18 protein-coding genes are annotated in these 18,160 nt (G+C 38.5%); 7 read left to right on the forward strand and 11 right to left on the reverse strand.

The annotated features are described in order from the left end of the window. Positions 1-174: 174 nt before the first annotated feature. The 3 genes from JN11_RS05195 to pulA all read left to right on the forward strand — a co-directional run bounded on the left by JN11_RS05195 (position 175) and on the right by pulA (position 3,576). The gene (locus tag JN11_RS05195) at positions 175-669 is read left to right on the forward strand and encodes a YybH family protein (protein ID WP_144910291.1); all 495 of its coding nucleotides are present in this window, start codon (positions 175-177) and stop codon (positions 667-669) included. 144 nt (positions 670-813) lie between these two features. Next, positions 814-1,299 carry a peptide deformylase gene (locus tag JN11_RS05200; RefSeq protein WP_144910292.1) on the forward strand — a complete coding sequence of 162 codons (486 nt, stop codon included), beginning with the start codon at positions 814-816 and terminating at the stop codon, positions 1,297-1,299. Between the two features lie 279 nt (positions 1,300-1,578). Continuing rightward, positions 1,579-3,576, forward strand: a complete 1,998-nt coding sequence (gene pulA / locus JN11_RS05205) for a type I pullulanase (protein WP_211360653.1) — start codon at positions 1,579-1,581, stop codon at positions 3,574-3,576. Positions 3,577-3,594: 18 nt separating this feature from the next. Here the strand turns inward: pulA and JN11_RS05210 are convergent, their stop codons facing one another. After that, positions 3,595-3,963, reverse strand: a complete 369-nt coding sequence (locus tag JN11_RS05210; RefSeq protein WP_144910294.1) for a response regulator — start codon at positions 3,961-3,963, stop codon at positions 3,595-3,597. A gap of 181 nt (positions 3,964-4,144) precedes the next feature. Between JN11_RS05210 and JN11_RS05215 the strand changes: the two genes are divergently transcribed. Then, positions 4,145-5,155 carry a LacI family DNA-binding transcriptional regulator gene (locus JN11_RS05215; protein WP_144910296.1) on the forward strand — a complete coding sequence of 337 codons (1,011 nt, stop codon included), beginning with the start codon at positions 4,145-4,147 and terminating at the stop codon, positions 5,153-5,155. Between the two features lie 576 nt (positions 5,156-5,731). Here the strand turns inward: JN11_RS05215 and JN11_RS05220 are convergent. The 8 genes from JN11_RS05220 to JN11_RS05255 form a co-directional block, all read right to left on the reverse strand. After that, positions 5,732-7,969 (reverse strand): biosynthetic peptidoglycan transglycosylase, encoded by a 2,238-nt coding sequence (locus JN11_RS05220; RefSeq protein ID WP_144910298.1) that lies wholly within the window; start codon positions 7,967-7,969, stop codon positions 5,732-5,734. 179 nt (positions 7,970-8,148) lie between these two features. Then, positions 8,149-8,496 carry a 50S ribosomal protein L19 gene (gene rplS, locus JN11_RS05225; RefSeq protein WP_144910300.1) on the reverse strand — a complete coding sequence of 116 codons (348 nt, stop codon included), beginning with the start codon at positions 8,494-8,496 and terminating at the stop codon, positions 8,149-8,151. A gap of 145 nt (positions 8,497-8,641) precedes the next feature. Continuing rightward, positions 8,642-9,319 carry a tRNA (guanosine(37)-N1)-methyltransferase TrmD gene (trmD, locus tag JN11_RS05230; RefSeq protein ID WP_144910302.1) on the reverse strand — a complete coding sequence of 226 codons (678 nt, stop codon included), beginning with the start codon at positions 9,317-9,319 and terminating at the stop codon, positions 8,642-8,644. A 61-nt stretch (positions 9,320-9,380) separates the two neighbouring features. After that, positions 9,381-10,247, reverse strand: coding sequence for a hypothetical protein (locus tag JN11_RS05235; RefSeq protein ID WP_144910304.1), 867 nt, complete (start codon positions 10,245-10,247; stop codon positions 9,381-9,383). A gap of 103 nt (positions 10,248-10,350) precedes the next feature. Continuing rightward, a complete protein-coding gene (locus JN11_RS24615; protein ID WP_211360656.1) occupies positions 10,351-11,082 on the reverse strand; it encodes a VOC family protein in 732 nt (243 codons plus the stop codon). A 16-nt stretch (positions 11,083-11,098) separates the two neighbouring features. Continuing rightward, positions 11,099-11,299, reverse strand: a complete 201-nt coding sequence (locus JN11_RS05245; RefSeq protein WP_144910306.1) for a helix-turn-helix transcriptional regulator — start codon at positions 11,297-11,299, stop codon at positions 11,099-11,101. 2 nt (positions 11,300-11,301) lie between these two features. Then, positions 11,302-11,727, reverse strand: coding sequence for a hypothetical protein (locus JN11_RS05250; RefSeq protein ID WP_144910308.1), 426 nt, complete (start codon positions 11,725-11,727; stop codon positions 11,302-11,304). Positions 11,728-12,062: 335 nt separating this feature from the next. Then, a complete protein-coding gene (locus JN11_RS05255) occupies positions 12,063-13,031 on the reverse strand; it encodes a trypsin-like peptidase domain-containing protein (protein WP_144910310.1) in 969 nt (322 codons plus the stop codon). A 328-nt stretch (positions 13,032-13,359) separates the two neighbouring features. Between JN11_RS05255 and JN11_RS05260 the strand changes: the two genes are divergently transcribed. After that, the gene (locus JN11_RS05260; RefSeq protein WP_144910312.1) at positions 13,360-13,764 is read left to right on the forward strand and encodes a hypothetical protein; all 405 of its coding nucleotides are present in this window, start codon (positions 13,360-13,362) and stop codon (positions 13,762-13,764) included. Between the two features lie 127 nt (positions 13,765-13,891). Here the strand turns inward: JN11_RS05260 and rimM are convergent, their stop codons facing one another. Further along, complete coding sequence (gene rimM, locus JN11_RS05265; protein WP_144910314.1) at positions 13,892-14,416, reverse strand: ribosome maturation factor RimM; 525 nt, start codon at positions 14,414-14,416, stop codon at positions 13,892-13,894. 253 nt (positions 14,417-14,669) lie between these two features. Beyond that, entirely contained in the window at positions 14,670-15,200 is a 531-nt protein-coding gene (locus JN11_RS05270; protein WP_144910316.1) for a 30S ribosomal protein S16, read from the reverse strand. Positions 15,201-15,616: 416 nt separating this feature from the next. Here JN11_RS05270 and JN11_RS05275 point away from each other — a divergent pair, with 416 nt between their 5' ends. Both JN11_RS05275 and JN11_RS05280 read left to right on the forward strand, forming a co-directional pair. Continuing rightward, complete coding sequence (locus tag JN11_RS05275) at positions 15,617-16,642, forward strand: PAS domain-containing protein (protein ID WP_144910318.1); 1,026 nt, start codon at positions 15,617-15,619, stop codon at positions 16,640-16,642. 158 nt (positions 16,643-16,800) lie between these two features. Further along, positions 16,801-18,048, forward strand: a complete 1,248-nt coding sequence (locus JN11_RS05280) for a sensor histidine kinase (protein ID WP_144910320.1) — start codon at positions 16,801-16,803, stop codon at positions 18,046-18,048. Positions 18,049-18,160 lie beyond the last annotated feature (112 nt).

Raw genomic sequence — 18,160 nt, forward strand, 5'->3', positions numbered from 1 at the left:
CTAATTTGAAGGGGAGGTGAGTTGATCACTTTCCCTTTTTTTGTTGTTTTGAGTTTGTTTATTGCTTCTTTCTTTGTGAATCAACTTGTATCATCTTGTTCTGTATTGTTAAAGCTGTTTAAAAAATGGAGCTATATTTTTGTTGCTCTAAACTAAAGCAGATAAACAATCCCGATGAAAACTACACTTATTAAAACATCAATTACACTATTATTTATGGTCAGCCTCTTTGCAGCTACAGCTAAAGGGTTAAATACTATTAAGCACGATAGCAGTGCAGTAAAAAGCGCCATTGACAAGGTTGACAAAACCTATAATCAGGCATTTGCCACTGGCGATTCGGCACTAATACTGAATTGCTATGCTGATGGTGCCGTTTTAATGCCGCCTAACTCCCCGGTTATAAGCGGGTGGAACGGCATATCAGCATTTTTTAAATTTAGTTACAAGGCGGGTGTGCGGAGTGTTGTATTTAAAACGGCGCAGTTGTTTGGCTTAACAGATCAATATGCTACCGAGCAGGGTACTTATGAAGTTTTTGATGCCAATAATACAATATTAGATAAAGGAAAGTTCCTGGTAGTATGGACGAAAACTTCTGATGGCTGGAAAATGTATCGCGATATGTTTAGCAGTAATGTGCCGGCAATGCGCCCTGCAAAAAAATGATATGGGTGGAAACACAGATAAGTAAAAAGGGCACAAATTAATTACTTAGGTGTTTATTGTTTTTATGCCACCAGGCAGGGCTTCCATATAGGAGCCCTGTTTTTTTGTGCCTAAATGTTTTTTGCATTAGCTAATATTGTATTAATGAAGACCCTTAACGATTTACTTTTATTGGGCGACCCTCGCCTTTATGAAACTTGCACCCCTGTTTTAAAGGAAGAATTGCCTTTAGTTAAAGAATGGATTGCTGATTTAGATAATGTGATGCGCGAAATAAGGATAAAATACAATTTCGGCCGTGCTATTGCCGCTCCGCAGTTGGGTATTATGAAAAGGCTTATTTACATGAATATTGACCATCCGGTTGTTTTTATTAACCCCGAACTCACCGATTTAAGCGAAGATCTTTTTGAACTATGGGATGATTGTATGAGTTTCCCGAACTTATTGGTGAAATTAAAGCGGCATCAATCAATCACCATCAATTACCTTGATGAACATTGGCAACCACAAACCTGGAAAATGGAGGGGGCATTATCCGAATTGTTGCAGCACGAATATGATCACTTAAACGGCGTGCTTTGCACCATGCGGGCCATTGACGAAAAGTCATTTAAGTGGAGGACGTGAGTATCGCTCGTAGAATTTACTCACCCTGCCATTGCTTCGCTCTGCATCCCTCTCTTTTGCAAGCAAAAAAGAGGGAAATAAAATAAAGAAATAAAAATATAAAGCCTTCCCGCTCTTTTTATGACTTGTCATAGAGAGGGCAGATCCAGCGTAGCGTCGATCGGGTGAGTCAACGGAGCGCGTTGCAATTTAAATAGTACCCCTGCAAAGCAATCGCCAAAACAACTATATTTATCGCTTCAAAACCAAATTAATAAATCGCCTTTATTACCGATAGGAATGAAATATTTGAGCTTTATTTTAACCATTGCTTGTACCACTATGCTTACTTCTTTTAAGCCGGCTATTCAAACGGGTCCGTTTGATAATTATCCGGTATATTCCGGGAACGATCTCGGTGTTGAATATTCACCCGCTGCAACCGTTTTCAAAGTATGGGCGCCAAAAGCATCGGCAGTTAAATTAAGATTATATGAAGCCGGGAACGGAGGGGATGCCATCAGCACTACTGATCTGCAAATGGCAGAAAATGGTGTTTGGCAATTAACAATAAAGCAGGATCTCAAAAACAAATATTACACCTTCCAGGTAATGCAGGATGGTAAATGGCTGCAGGAACGCCCTGATATTTACGCACATGCGGTAGGCGTAAACGGAAACCGCGGTATGGTGGTTGATTTGCCTTCAACCAACCCGGCCAACTGGCAGGATGATAAAAAGCCTGCCCTTAAAAATGCAACAGATGCCATAATCTATGAGACCCATATCCGCGATATTTCTATCAGCCCTAATTCGGGTATTGCTCATAAGGGAAAATTTTTAGGGCTGACTGAAACAGGCACAAAAAGTCCTGATGGTGAAGCTACCGGACTAGATCATTTAAAGGAACTGGGTGTAACCCACGTGCACCTGTTACCGGCATTTGATTTTAATTCAGTTGATGAAACCAAGCCGGAGGCTAATCAATATAACTGGGGTTATGATCCGCTAAACTATAATGTTCCCGAAGGTAGTTATTCAACCAACCCTTATGATGGTAATGTGCGGATTAAGGAATTTAAGCAAATGGTGCAGGCACTGCACAAAAACGGTCAAAGGGTAATACTTGATGTGGTATATAACCATACCAGCGATATCAATAACTCCAATTTCAGCCAGTTTGCGCCGGGGTATTTTTATCGCCAAAATCCAGATGGTTCTTATTCAAATGCTACGGGCTGTGGCAATGAAGTAGCTTCTGAAAGGGCAATGGTGCGTAAATTTATGATCGAGTCGGTTGTTTATTGGGCCCGGGAGTATCATTTAGATGGTTTCAGATTTGATTTAATGGGGGTGCATGATATTGAAACCATGAACCAGATAAGCGAAGCACTGCACAAAATTGACCCGACGATTATTATTTATGGCGAGGGCTGGACAGCAGGGAACAGTCCTGAGCCTGAAACCTTAAGGGCGGTAAAGAAGAATGCATCCAAGTTAAATCATATTGCTGTTTTTAGTGACGATATCCGCGATGGCATAAAAGGTGGTTGGGGCGATTTAAAAGAAAAAGGTTTTGTAAGCGCAGGGGATAGGAAGGCCGAAAGCATAAAATTTGGTATTGTAGCATCAACGCCAAATCAGCAAATTGATTATAAAGCGGTAAATTATTCTAACGTGCCCTGGGCGGCCGAGCCTTTTCAAACCATTAGTTATGTATCCTGCCATGATGATAATACTTTGTTTGATCGCCTTAAAATATCTAACCCCAATGCATCTGAGGCTGATTTAATTAAAATGGATAAACTGGCCAATGCTATTGTGCTTACTTCGCAGGGAATTTCCTTTTTGCACTCAGGTGCCGAATTATTGCGGACAAAACAGGGCATTGCCAACTCTTATAACTCGCCCGATTCCATTAACCAAATTGACTGGAGCCGGAAAACAAAATACAAGGCCGTATTTGAATATTATAAAGGACTGATTGCCTTACGCAAAAATCACCCGGCTTTCAGGATGCCTTCAACAGCAATGATACAGGCAAATTTAAAGTTTATAGATACCGGCGATCAGCATTTAATAGCTTACCAAATTAGCAATAACGCCAATGGCGATAGCTGGAAAAACATATTGGTTGTTTTAAATGGCAACACCACTGAAAAAACATTTAAATTACCTTCCGGGAAATGGACATTAGGTGCAGACGAAAATAATATTCCAGAAAACGGAATAAAGTCTATTAATGAAACAAGCCTTATAATTGCGCCAACTGCCGCTTATATTTTATTTAGTAATTAATGGAGTGGATATAACAGATCAGGCAACCAACTGCACTTCAATCTTTTGAATGAGGGAGTCAATATCAAAGGGTTTTTGCAATACATCGTCAGGAGCCCCTTTTTGTTTCAAAACATCCATAATGGTATCATCGCCCGAACACATAATGACCGGTAACTGGCTGGTTGTTTTGTTTAGTTTAATGAGCTGGCAAATTTCGCGTCCGTTTATGCCGGGTAAAATGGCATCAAGCAACACCAGATCGGGGTGAATGGCTTTAATATTATTTAATACTTCAAAGCCGTTTGATAAAGATATTACCTCATAACCACTACTAATTAATATGTAGGTGAGCACATCTACCATTAAGGCATTATCATCTACAATTAATATTTTCTTGGCCATCATTATAAATCTTTACGTATTAATTAATACAAAGGTTGTGCCATGAATTAATAATAAAAAATATAACTATCTAAATACGAGGTTTTAAGACACTGATATTATATTTACACAATTATAATGGAGATTTAAATCGTAATAACCTACTTTTATTACTTTTGATCATCTAAAAACCTAAAAGCACCATATGGATAATATTAATATTAAGAAAATGGCCAAAGAGTTGAATATTTCAACCTCAACCATTTCAAGGGCATTTAATGGTAGCCCGGATATTAATAAAGATACAAAAGAGAAAATTTTAGCCTTCGCACGGGAGCATAATTTTTTACCCAATCACTACGCAAGTAATCTGCGCGACAAAAAGAGTCATACGCTGGCTGTTATTGTTCCGGAAATTGCCAACGATTTCTTCTCGCAGGCTATTAATGGGATAGAGGAGGTTGCCCGCAAAAAAGGCTTTTATATTCTTTTATACCGCACAGATGATATTTTTGAAAAAGAGGTATCCTTTGTAAACTACTTAAACAATGGCAAAGCCGATGGTATTATTATGTCGGTATCTGGTGAGGCCAGCGATCACAACTATTTAAAAAAGCTATCGCAGAAAAATGTACCGGTGGTGTTTTTCGACCGTGTTTACGAAGATATTGAAGCCGCCAAAGTTACCACAAACGACTACGACAGCAGCTTTGCTGCAACGGAACACCTGATTGAAACAGGCTGCCAAAAAATAGCTTACCTGGTGGTAAACAAAAGTATCTCCATAGGTAAGGTACGTATGCAGGGTTATATTGATGCCCTGCAAAAGCACCATATCCCTTTTGATGATAATTTGGTGATTGATTGCAGCAATGATGAAAAGGTAAACTATAACATACTCTCAAAAGTACTTACGGAAATTAAGCCCGATGGCATTTTTAGCTCTGTTGAACGTTTGGCCTTTGCAACCTATTACGTTTGTAATGACCTGGGTATTGATATTCCAGGAACATTAAAGGTGATCAGCTTTTCCAGCCTGGGTATTGCACCATTACTGTGCCCTGCGCTATCAACCATAACACAACCCGCTTACGAAATGGGCATTAAAGCAGCCACATTACTGTTTGAAGAACTGGAGAAAAAAGGACAGGTACACCACAAAAAGGAACACGTTTTAAAATCGAAACTTTATATCCGTAAGTCGTCAGGTGGGTGAGGAAAAGGGTTAAAAAGGCTGTCATCCTGAATGATAGTGAAGGATCTTCTGCATTATAAAGGTCTGCGTCTATCAAGTCCACCTCACATGAAATGTGCAGAAGATTCTGAGCGCAGCGAAGAATGACAAGAAAATCCTCTCTCTTTCTTACAAGCAAATAAATCAATACATGATAAAAGACTTTCAAATCCCTATAGACTTTAACGTTAGATCAGTTGTTTAGAATAAAGAAGTTAAATATGATGATTTACGAGAGATTTGCCAGGGTGGACCCGTTGTTGGTCATATATCAATAGATAACAAACCTATATATGGTTTATTTGGAGGCCCTTTTCTTAATCAGGATGAAAGGTTATACATTCCCATTTATGTAAAGAGGTTTTTTGAAGGATGGGGATTCAGGTTAGCCAGAATTAATATAATTGATCTTAATTGTACCTTGTTTGGAAAAACCAAAGACCTGATTTTTTTAGATAAAATTGAAAATAACCGCATCTGCTATTTTGAGGATGTAAGTAAAACCAGATATAGTTTTATCGAATTATAACAGCGTTCATCCCCAATAATCACCTTTGATTATTCCCCCGCCGCAGCTTTCAACGCCTTTTCCTGGTCCTTTTCATCGCTGCGTAGCTGGCGTTTTTCCTGGCGGATTTGTTTTTTGGTTTTTCCGGCAGTGTCAATTAAAAGCTCCTTCTTTTCTTCGTCATCCTTTAGCTTTTGGATTTCGGCTTTCAAACGGGCTTTCTGATCGTTTGCTTTTACTTCTTCTTTTTTGGCTGTGGTATCCTTTTTACCGAAAAGACGCTGAATGAAACTTGGTTTTTTTGCAGGCTCGGGTAGCGGTACAGCCGGTGCCGCATCATCATCATCATTCTGGTGCATCAGGCTGTCAGCAACCATTGGGGTAACTGTTTCTACCTGTTGACGCAGACTTGGCTTTAAGCGAACGGTAAAAAAGCCATAGGCGCTGCTGTCACGCTGTGCTTGCCCGTGTCCTGCCATCAGGTTGCCTATTAAATTAAAATAGCCTTCCAGTCCCGGGCGCAATGATCCATCGGGCATAAAGGCGTACAGGCCTGTTTTAGGGTGAGGAACGATGCTGGCCAGGTAAATACTTTCGCCAATGGTAAGCTCGGCGGGTGTTTTTCCGAAATAATAACGGGAGGCTTCGCCGATACCGTAAATATTACGCCCCCATTCAATAATATTGAAGTAAACTTCCAGCATGCGGTCCTTCGTCATAATCTGGTTGTTTTCTATCATCCAAACTATCAGGATCTCCTCAATCTTGCGCGAAAGCGTTTTCTCACGACTTAAAAAGGAGTTCTTGATCAGCTGCATAGATATGGTACTGCCGCCGCGTTTAAATTTTTTCTCCTTAAAATCTGTCGCCAGTGATTTGCGGATTGATTCTTCCACAAAACCGTGATTTTTGTAGAATGATGGATCTTCTGCCGTCATTACTGCATTGCGTAGGTTGGGCGAAATATCATCCAGACGGGTAAAGTCAGGATTTGATGCCCCTATAAAACGTGGGGGCATAGGCTTGCCTTTTTCGTACGGGGTATAGGTAAATTCGCTGTTAAGTTTACCTAAATCTGTTTTGCCATAACGGATAATCCGGAAATCATCCTTATTTAAACGGGAATCGAACACCACGTTATCTGGGTCGCCGGTATTTAAAGCGATGTTAAGGTTGTAGCTTAACTTGCCCGCCACCTGGATTCCCTGTAAAGAATCAAACATCCCGTTAGGAAAAGAGTCGAACAGGTCCTGTGCATCCATCCAGCCGGTATTTACCTTTAATTCATAAATTTTAACAGGGCTAAGCGTGTATTTGATATAAGGATGAGCGGTTATTTTTTTAAGGTGGATAAGAGATGAGCTATCAATAGAAACATAGTTTTCGCCTACAAATACATTCGCGTCAATACCGGCATTGGGAATCACAATATCACTTGATGAAAGTCCTGGTTGATTGATGAGCAAGTTACGCACAGCCCAGGAGCCAGAGATATGGGTTTCGCCACCACCATGGTCCACTTTGGTTAAGCGGGTGCTCAGCGTATCGAAATTTACTTTGAGGCGGTATTTTTTCTCAATGTATGGCAGCTCCACTTTTTTACCATCAGCATAAAGCTTAATGTCTATGTCTTTGTCTGACGGATGCATGCGGCCTGCAAAATGCCAGGTGGCCGCCCCATCATTAATGTTAATGGTTGAAGTAAGCTGTCCGTCTTTTATAGCCGCTGTTTGTGTAAGCAGTTTAAAACTGCTGCTGTCGTTTTTAAATGATATCAGGAAATTATTGACCGACAAATCATCAGGGATTTTATAAAGCACCTGGTTAACCAGGTTGTAGGATAGTTCGGCAAGGTTAACCTTTGTTTTCTCGGTAGTATCTTTTTTCTTTTTAAAGAGGAAATCAAAGTTTTTAACGTGGTTAATATCGGTTAGGTTCAGGTGTGCATCTTTCAGGTTTACTTCGGCCAGCTTTACCTCGCCAAATAAAAGCGGCAATATTTTTACACTAACTTCAAACTGTTTTATGCTTAGCAAGCTGTCGCGCTGGGCGGGCACCACGGTAATATCGGTAAAAGCAACCGTACTTAAGCCGGTGAAATGCGCCGATCCTATCTCCAGATCAAGGTTATAATTACGTTTGGCTTTGGCCTTGGCTTTTTCAATAGCGTGCAGCAATAATGCTTCACGTTTGCTATAAGCAATATAACCACCAATTAACAGGATAACTAAAAGGGAAGCAACAACAATACCGGCAATACGGATATACTTAGGATTAAGGCGACGCATTTAAAAAATTTTATCCAAAACTAAACTAATTCTTATGCGATACAAACGCCGCCACGGGCAAAATGTTTCCCGGCAGGGGATAAGTATGACGATTTAAATCGAGATCAAACAAAAAAACCTCTCCGGGAAAATCCGGAAAGGCCTTTGATATTCTGATTTCTCCGCAGATGCGGAAAAAATTAAACTCTTTTTGATTTAATACGAGCTGCTTTACCGGTAAGTTCGCGCAGGTAATAAAGTTTAGCACGACGTACTTTACCGTGGCTGTTAACCTCGATTTTATCAATATTTGGAGAGTTGATAGGGAAGATACGCTCAACACCTATGCCATTTGATACTTTACGTACAGTAAAGGTTTCAGTATTACCGGTACTGTTGCGTTGGATAACAACACCCTGGTAAACCTGGATACGTTCTTTATTTCCTTCACGTATTTTATAATGCACACTTACCGTATCACCTGACTTAAATGACGGAAGTTCTCTTTTTTCTACTGATTGTTCTTCAACAAATTTTACTAAATCCATGATTTTTAGCTCTTAAAGCGATTTTTAGCCCGTAAAAATCGGATTGCAATTATAGGGAATTTTTTTAATATAAAAAAGCAGTTATTTAAAATTTCCACAATTTGTTTTTTATTAACAATTCTGTGGTAGCTAAGCTTATGCGGTTTTACTCATCCAGTAAATCGGGTCTTCGTTGCCTGGTCCGTTCAACAGCTTGTTCAAAGCGCCATTTTTCAATTTCGGGGGTATTGCCACTTAATAAAATATCAGGCACTTTATGCCCGTTCCAGTCTGCCGGGCGGGTATAAACGGGTGCATCCAGCAGGCCATCCTGAAAAGAATCAGACAGGGCAGAGGTTTCATCCGATAATACACCCGGAATCAGCCTAACTACCGCATCAACCAAAACAGCCGCAGGGAGTTCACCTCCCGATAGCACGTAATCACCAATGGAAATTTCGCGGGTAACAAAAATATCACGGATGCGCTGATCAATCCCCTTATAGTGCCCGCACAAAATAATAATGTTCTTTTTTGTTGAAAGCTGATTGGCAATTGGCTGATTTAGCGTTTCTCCATCCGGCGACATAAAGATCACTTCATCGTAATCGCGTTCGCTTTTTAGCTTTTCAATGCAGTTGGCAAAGGGTTCAATGGTCATTACCATGCCGCTACCACCGCCGTAAGGATAATCGTCAACACTTTTTTGCTTACTGGAGGAGTAATCGCGCAGGTTGTGCACATGAATTTCGGCAATTCCTTTTTTCTGAGCTCGCTGTAAAATAGAGTGGGCAAAAGGGCTTTCGAGCAGGCCGGGTAAAACGGTAATGAGATCAAAACGCATTTGCAAAGATAAGGTTAAAGAGCCATTGGCAAGAATCAGCAATAGGCATAAAAACTAAAAATTAACTAGCATTAAGTGGGTTTAATGTTTTTGTGTTTCCGTAAACCATCACATAAAAAGTAATTAAAAAGATAATTTGAAGCGATAATAGCCCGAAAAACATTATAACCAGATAGTTGATGTTATAAAAAACCCAGGTAGCCATTATAAAAAAGAAGTAATTAATATAAACGGCTATTTGCATAGCCTTTAGCCGTATAATAATTACTTCGTCGGTTCTGCGTTTGTTCCATGAGGCTATCCAGAGTAACAAAAAAGCCGGGAGCAGATACAATAAAGACGCAAATTTGTCATCTATTTTAATAAAGGTTGAGCTGATTACGATGATCAGGAAAAAAGCAACGCCTACTTTGCCAACAACATTGTGTGGCTTATAAGGAAGAAAGTGCAAGGCAATTCTTTTTCTGGATTTAGCGTACCGGTAAAACAGGTAGTAAAACCTGCCAATAAAAAGAATAAGCAGAATAAATAAATTATAAACAACAGTAACGGAGGTATTGAGGTGCTGTAAAAAAGGGATGTTGATAAGATCTTTCAGAAACATAAGCATCCAAAATAAAGCTATCCATAAGCAATTTACTATTACGGCCCAGTAAAGCGCTTTGAGTCTTATTTTATGTGTTACATCCCGCTCGTTTCTTAACCTGGAAAAACCAATAAATAAAAGCCCGATAATTACAAAGGTTATGGCCGATTCGTCAGTGTAGCCGCTGCTTCCGGGCCAGATAATTCCAAGTGGTACTCGATTCGAAATCGTGTTGCCTGCGTTATTTTGAAATAAGTATGAATAGGCCAAAATAAAGCCCGGAACCAATAATATGAATCCAATTATTTTAAATGCCGATGGAAATAAAAGATAGGGTTTCATTTGAAACGGTTAATCTAATATAGGGTATTTTAGATCAATAATGTTAATTAAAGCTTAATTAACCCATCTCAAAGGAAACTTTTATCTTTTCATTTCAATTTTATTATCCTGTAGGTTGTTGATGCAAACCCCAAACATTCCCTGCCGGATCACTGAAGCGGGCCGTAATTTCCGGTGCATCTGCACCTACCTGCTGAACAATTTTGCCACCAGCGGCCGTTACAGCATCTATCGCGTGGGCAATATCATCAACCATAATATAAATGAGCAATCCCGGTTCAGGTGATGATGGCCTGCCTTGCACCCACATGCCACTAACTACCCCAACAGTATCGTCAAAGCCAACATGTTCACTTCCTTTATCCCTCAAGGGCCAGTTGAAGGCATCGGCATAAAAGCTGGATGATATGGCTATATCCGTTGCCGGGATCTCAACATAACATATTTTACCATGCCCGCCACCGGGGTGCTGGTAAATGCCCATTACATTTTGAGCCGGGTCTGTAAACCAGGCAATTTGTTCCTGCTCAGTCAGTGCCATTTGTTTAATAATATGACCCCCATTGGCCTTAATTAAGGCGATGGTTTCAGTAACGCTATCTACCATGATAGATACCAGTAAGCCGGGTTCTGTTGCCGGCTTTCTGCCCAAAACCCAGGTGCCGCTAACTTCGTTTATGCCATCGTCAAAAGCTATGCTACCATTACTGCGGGTTCTGATCTCCCAGCTGAAAACGGTTTGATAAAAAGCAGATGATACCGCTATTTCTGTTGCCGGGATCTCTACATAACATATTTTGCCATTGGCCAATGTTGGTTGCTTTGTATTTTCCATATAATGGGCGGTTTATTTAGTCATTATCCTCCAGCATAAAAATATCCTCTAGCGGTTTACCGAATACCCGGGCTATTTTTAATGCCAGTACCGTTGAAGGTACATATTTATTACTTTCAATAGCGTTAATGGTTTGCCGGGATACACCGGTTTGTTCGGCCAGTTCGCCCTGGGTAATGTTTTTAATGGCGCGTTCTACGCGGATATTATTTTTCATGATTATCCCTCCCGGCTTAATGAGCTGTTAAGGCGATAAATAACCCACCTGAAACGGATAATGAAAAATATAAGGGGTATCCAAAGATTCAATAATAAGATATGTTCTTTATCGCTGGATAAAATCAGGGTAACCGTGAGTAAAATATAATTCAAATAGATGGCCCATTGTAAGGAATCCAGCCGCAGTTGCGATATCTGTTCATCTTCCATTTTTTCTTTTGCAAAAGCTACCAAAAACAAGCCAATGGCCATTGCAAGGGTGGTGGTCACGAAAAATATATGGTGGCTGTTAAATAATCCATCATCAGCAGCGCCTGGGTTGTCAAAGCCCAATACTTTTCTGAATAGGGCAACCGGCACATGGGCAATAATTAAGGCGTAGCCCAAATAGCGGCACCAATAGGGAAACAGGAAGCGTGTTTTCATAATTTGTAAAGTTTAATTTACCAAATGTAAAATAAACTTTACAAAAGTTCAAACAAAGAAGAATTTTTTCAACATTTTTTTAAATAAAAAAATTCAACATTAATCTTTTGTTTGCATTTTTAAGTCACGTGGTCTTATCCAAAAGAAATATTTGTTTATTCCTATACATAGATTCGCAGATTTATCCGATTAAAAGATCGGACATTTTGCCCTGATAAGTTAATTTAAGAAGGGATCTATGTGCAGATTGTACTTGAAGATTTGAGTTATGTAGACTATTTATTATAGTCTATCTAAAATACCCAATATAAATAAATTAATTTCTAAGAAGAAAATTATCGACCATGAAATAAATAAGAATCAAAACTTTCTAATAAAGGTTCTATTATAGACGACTTCATAAATTTGCTATAATTCATCATGTAATATTTTTTTTTGGACGAATTGGTACTATCTCCTTCTATAACTGCGCCACAAGTTATACCAACCAATTTGTCATTTACAACAATCGGGCCTCCACTATTACCATGGTAAACGAATATATTACCCAAAAAATAATTTTTATCTTTTTCGGGATCAGCTATTGAGCCGAATGTAACAACAGGTCTACTATAATTATAAGCTTCCCAGTTAAAAGCCGAGGATGGGAGGCTTTTCTTTCCTTTATCTGAAATAATCTCCGTAAATCCGACTGCCATAATATTATCACCACGTCTAATATTGCATTTGTCATCGATATCAGATGTTTCAATTGGTTTATATCCTCTTTTATTTAGGGTCTTCCAAAAATAAGGGCCTTCTGAATCCCCCTCCAAGCAAACAATTGCAATGTCTTGATCTATTGATGAAAATTTATAACATAACCACATAAATAAGTGTGGTTCTATTTCTGATGTAGTCATGTTTTGGTTCCCATCCATTACTCTCGTTTTGGAGATGTAATTTGTGTCACTTACTAATACAATATTATTGAAAATAGCATTAGTCCCAATTGAAGCATCATTTAAAAGATGCCGGGATGTAATTAAGTAATGATGATTTTTGCATATTAAATATACGGCGGTTCCACTTACACGTAATCTATGTCGATTTATGCTATCAGTTTTTTTCAAGAGTTGATCTCTTGATATTAAATGCTTTGAATATTGGTCATATACATCCACGGTTTTTTTTCCGCCACTTTGGATGCACTGGATATTGATAGTCGCATTAATCCACTTGTCTACTGTTGGATTATTTACAATTCGTTCTTGCTGGCGGCACGACAATGCAAGGAACAGTAAGGCGAATTTTATTTTTTTCATTTTAGATTGCTAAAATAAAAAGCCTCATTAGTTGCTTTATCTTTTGAAGGTTTAGTGTAATCTTGATAAAACATGTTTATTTTAAAACAATTATATATATGTAATAAATTATTATTGAAGTTAAGATTTTTTTTAACTTTATTAGCGCCTAAACGTCAAAGGGGTGAAAGTGTCTGACTAAAAGCGAAAGCACCTAAAAAAATCATTTTCATATACGGAAAACTCCATATCACAGTTGAAATTCTGCTATATTGATAATAAAAGTAACAAGTATTATTAATAACATACAATCCCTAAAAGGACCAATTTTGAGTAACTCTTAGATAATATGGATGCCAAATTTATTACTCTTCCTGCTTTAATTATTTTAGAGAAAATAATTTGTTTTATTATTGGTTACTTAATTATACGATTAGGGTATAATCTGATTGTTAGTGGTATAAAAGGGGAGTTTAAATTTTCAAGTGATTACAAAGGATTTAGGGGAGCTTTAAAAAGCTCCTCACCCGGACTTTTATTCGTGCTATTAGGAGCTGTTCTAATAGCATTTACTTTATTTTCAAAAAAAACGTTCGAATATAGTGGGGGGGCTATAAATAATAATGGATATTCTCAATCATCAACAGAATATAAAGACAATATAGATTCGTTATCAAATCCAGAACCTGCTAAGACTCTCAAATACGACACCTCTAAAGAGCGCATCATAATATATAAAAGAAAGAAAGAATAAAACTTGTTCCATTTGGCATCTTATGTAATACGCACTTTACAAAATGTCAAGTTCTTAAAACAAAAAAACCGCCTTAATCTCTTAGGGCGGTTTTAAATTAATTGGTTCTTATTAAAACAAAATAACTTTAATCCAGATAAATTTCCAATAAGCCATCAGGCAAATCAACACTTACCAGCTCTTTAACTACGTCAATACCTTTAACGGTTTCTTCGTTCAGCGGAAAAAGCACCTCACAGTTTTTATAAGTAACAGCGGCTATCAATTGCTGCGGGTATTCGTGAATATCGCTTATAATGCCCAGTTCACCTTCGTTTATGTCAATGGCGGTAAAGCCTTTCAGGTCCTTAAGGGTAAAATCCTGTTTTTTCTTTCTGGGTTTTTGTTTGTTGGGCAGATAAATATCCTTGCGTACCAATAAGGATGCCTTTTCAATGGTATCCACATCCTCCAAAACCAAATAGGCAGCATTTTTTTGCAGCAGCTTAATGGAGCTTACAAAATAAGGTACCAGCTTGCCGGCAATTTCAATAAAAATGGTGGAAAGCTTTATATCTTCAAGTCCGTCAAAATCAACGTACATGTTGAGTTCGCCTTTCAGCCCCTTGGGTTTTAATACACTTCCAATTCTGAAACAATCTGCAGTTGTCATAAGCAATGGTATTTACGTTTATTCATGCATTGGATTATAGCGATGGGCAAGAAAAATAGTTGCCCACCTTGTCATTCTGAATGTAATGAAGAATCTTCTGTGTATTTCAGGTAGACTACATGCTAGTAGTACACTTGTTTAATGAAGAAGATCCTTCGCTACGCTCAAGGGTGACAACCTTTTAAACCAATAAAACAACAATGGCGAAGAACTGTTAAGTTGCTTCGCCATTGCATTATATTTAAATATAAAATTATTCAGCGCTTTCTGCTTCAGTTTCAGTAGCTGCATCTTCTTCAGCAGTAGCTTCAACTTCTTCAGCAACCGGTGCATTTTTAGCAGCAATTGCAGCAGCTTTTTCTTCTTTCTTAATAGCTTCAGCAGCTAAAGCAGCTTTGCGGGCTTCGTCTTTTGCTGATACTAAGCTGGTTTTTTTACCAGTGATCTTGCCATCTTTGTGGTCAAGCCATTCCTGGAATTTTGCTTCAACTTGTTCTTCGGTTAAAGCACCTTTTTTCAAACCACCTTGTAAGTGTTTTTTGTATAAAACACCTTTGTATGACAGGATAGCACGGCAGGTATCAGTTGGCTGTGCACCGCTGTTAACCCAATCAAGGGTTTTGTCAAAATTGATGTCGATTGTTGCTGGGTTAGTGTTTGGGTTATATGAACCTAAACGCTCAATAAAACGCCCGTCTCTTGGAGCGCGTGCATCCGCTACTACGATATAATAAAAAGGTTTACCTTTTTTACCGTGTCTTTGCAGTCTGATTTTAGTTGCCATTTTTAAATTTTATGTATTCAACATTGTCCCCGGAGTTCTTTCTGCGGGGATGCAAAGGTAAATAAATAAAATTAAATTTAAAACGCTTATTATTAATAAAATATAGATTTAGCTAAGTCCATAGGCAAGTAAAGTCCGTAAGTATATAAAGTTTGATAAATTAGAGGGCATTTTGAAGAGAAAATTAAAAGAGTAATACACAGTAATTTCTTTTAACATCCCATAATTTCGTTTTTATTACTAAAAAAAGGAATATTTCTTTTAAAAACAAAAGGATATGATTAGTATAGCATAAAATATCATTTTGCTAAAAAAAGGACAATTTAAACGGTTAAAATGATACAAATTCAATAATGCTCGTTTTTTGAATATAATAATTAACTTTATGATTAAAGCTATAGTACTCAATTAATAGTATGTCCTTAACTGATACGAGTTTTTTGTTTGATGACAACCCTAATCCAATGTGGATATTTGAAATATCCTCGTTGCGCATTTTAAAGGTTAATAAAGCAGCAATTCAAAGATATAGGTATACCGAAGAGGAGTTTCTGGCTATGACCACTACTGATTTGCGCCCGGCACTGGAGATAGATGTTTTTGATAAATTTCGTGTTGCCGAGACAAAGCTTAATGACATTGATTATTCTGGCGTATGGAAGCATCAAAATAAAGTGGGGGAGTTTATTTACGCAGAAATAAACGGGCATGATTTAAAATATAATGGAGCAGATTGCCGGATTGTTGTTGCTACTGATGCTACCGAAAGGTTAAAATACCAGGAAGAAGCTGTGCTGCGCGAGCAGGAGCTGGTAGGAACAAAAAGCAGCCTCGAGGCTCTTATTAATAATACCGACGATCAGATATGGTCTGTTGACCGGGATGGCAGATACGTTTATATGAACCTGGCGTATCGCAAAAGCATTACCCAGTTTACGGGAATGGAGCCTAAGGAAGGTGATTTTTCAAACAAGCATGCTGGATTTGGCGAAGAGGTAATAAAACGCTGGAACCAGTATTATGAGCGTGCGCTTGACGGTGAAATTTATACCATAATAAATGAAAGCATTGACCCGGTAACCAAACAGGTTATAAGCTTTGAAATAAGTTTTAACCCCATATACAGAAGCGATGGCATGATTACCGGTGTGGGTTGTTTTGCACGTAATATTACAGAGCGGCTTAAAACCGAACGGGCAATTGTTGATCAGAATGAGCGTTTGCGGAACATTGCCTCACTAACCTCGCACGAGTTGCGCCGACCTGTGGCCAGTATGATTGGCCTGATTAACATAATGGATCGCGAAAATTTTTTTAACCCGGACAATAAGGAAATTATAGAACATTTGCTTACGGTGGGTAAGGAAATTGATGAAGTTATAAGGCTGATTGTTGATAATACGATTACCGAAAATGCAAAAAACAGGTATCTTTTGCCTTGATACATAGGGGTTTGAAATAGCTAGCTATTAAAGATGTGTTTTATTAACCCAGCACTTAGCGATATTGGTTTCGGAAAACCAGGAAAGAATAAAAATTAACTTTAACTCACAGATTCCCGTATTAATGTTAATCTATTGATAACCTAAGCAATATTTATATGCTTGCCCAAACCGGAGGAAATTTATCTGCATCAAAAATGATTTGTGATTCCTTGTGCCATGCCGGTAATAAGGGCAGCCTAAAAGCGCAGGCAAGCATGCCGATTCAGATAAAAGACTTTTTCAGCAAAATTTTTGATACTTCTGATTGGCCCGCCCGCTGGCACTGTGGCACCTGGTCAGATTTTCATGGCTGGTTATATATTATTTCAGATATTTCTATCTGGGCCGCTTATTTCGCCATTCCGCTTTTGCTGTTCCGTATCGTTAAACAGCGTAAAGACATCCCTTTTTCAAAAGTATTTTGGCTGTTTATTGCTTTCATTATGTTATGTGGTACCAGCCACTTAATTGATGCCATTATATTTTGGTGGCCGGCCTATCGGCTTAGTGCCATTATAAGGTTTGCTACCGGAGTGGTTTCTATTATTACGGTTTATGCTTTGTACAAAATTATTCCCCTTATTCAAAAGCTGCGTACGCTCGATCAGCTGGAAGCCGAAATTGAAGAACGTAAAAAAGCTGAACAGGAAGCCAGGCATCAGTTAATATTAAAACAGGCTACTGAAGAACTGATGGCCAAAAAGGATGAGTTTATGAGCATTGCCAGTCATGAACTTAAAACACCAATAACCAGCGTAAAGGCATCTTTACAGATTTTACAAAGAATGGCTTATAAGAGTGAGGCCTTGCAGCCTGTTGCTCCATTTGTAAATAAAGCAGCCCGCCAGGTTAATAAATTAACAGATATTATTCACGAATTGCTGGATGTGACACGCATACAAGCAGGCAAACTGGAGCTTTATAAAACGGAGTTCAACTTGCTCGAATTGATAAAAGAATGCGTAGATCAATGTGATGTGGATGGCAAAAAGCACAAAATTCAGATTGAGGGCGATAAAGAGCTACAGGTATGTGCAGACAAGAACCGGCTTGACCAGGTATTATGTAACTTGTTAACCAATGCTATAAAATACTCACCAGCTAACTTTTTGATAAATGTGTGTTTTGAAAAACTGGAAAATGGAACTATTAAAATATCAGTAGCTGATAGTGGCATTGGTATACCGGCAGACAAAATAGAAAACATATTTGACCGCTTTTACCGTGTTGAAAATACATCGCAATATTATTCGGGAGTTGGGCTGGGGCTTTTTATTTCATCGGAAATTATAAAACGCCATGGCGGCGAAATTGGTGTTGAAAGCCAGCAGGGAAAGGGGTCAACCTTTTGGTTTGCTATCTAGTTATTATTAAGAGGCAAAGGCTGCACGTGTCCAGGTAGCTGAAATAAAAAACAGGTTAATTTTCATTAATAAAGTTTAGCTATAAACTATAAAAAGAAAAAATAACCTGTTG

The sequence above is a fragment of the Mucilaginibacter frigoritolerans genome (assembly GCF_007830615.1).
In the GTDB taxonomy this organism is placed as follows: domain Bacteria; phylum Bacteroidota; class Bacteroidia; order Sphingobacteriales; family Sphingobacteriaceae; genus Mucilaginibacter; species Mucilaginibacter frigoritolerans.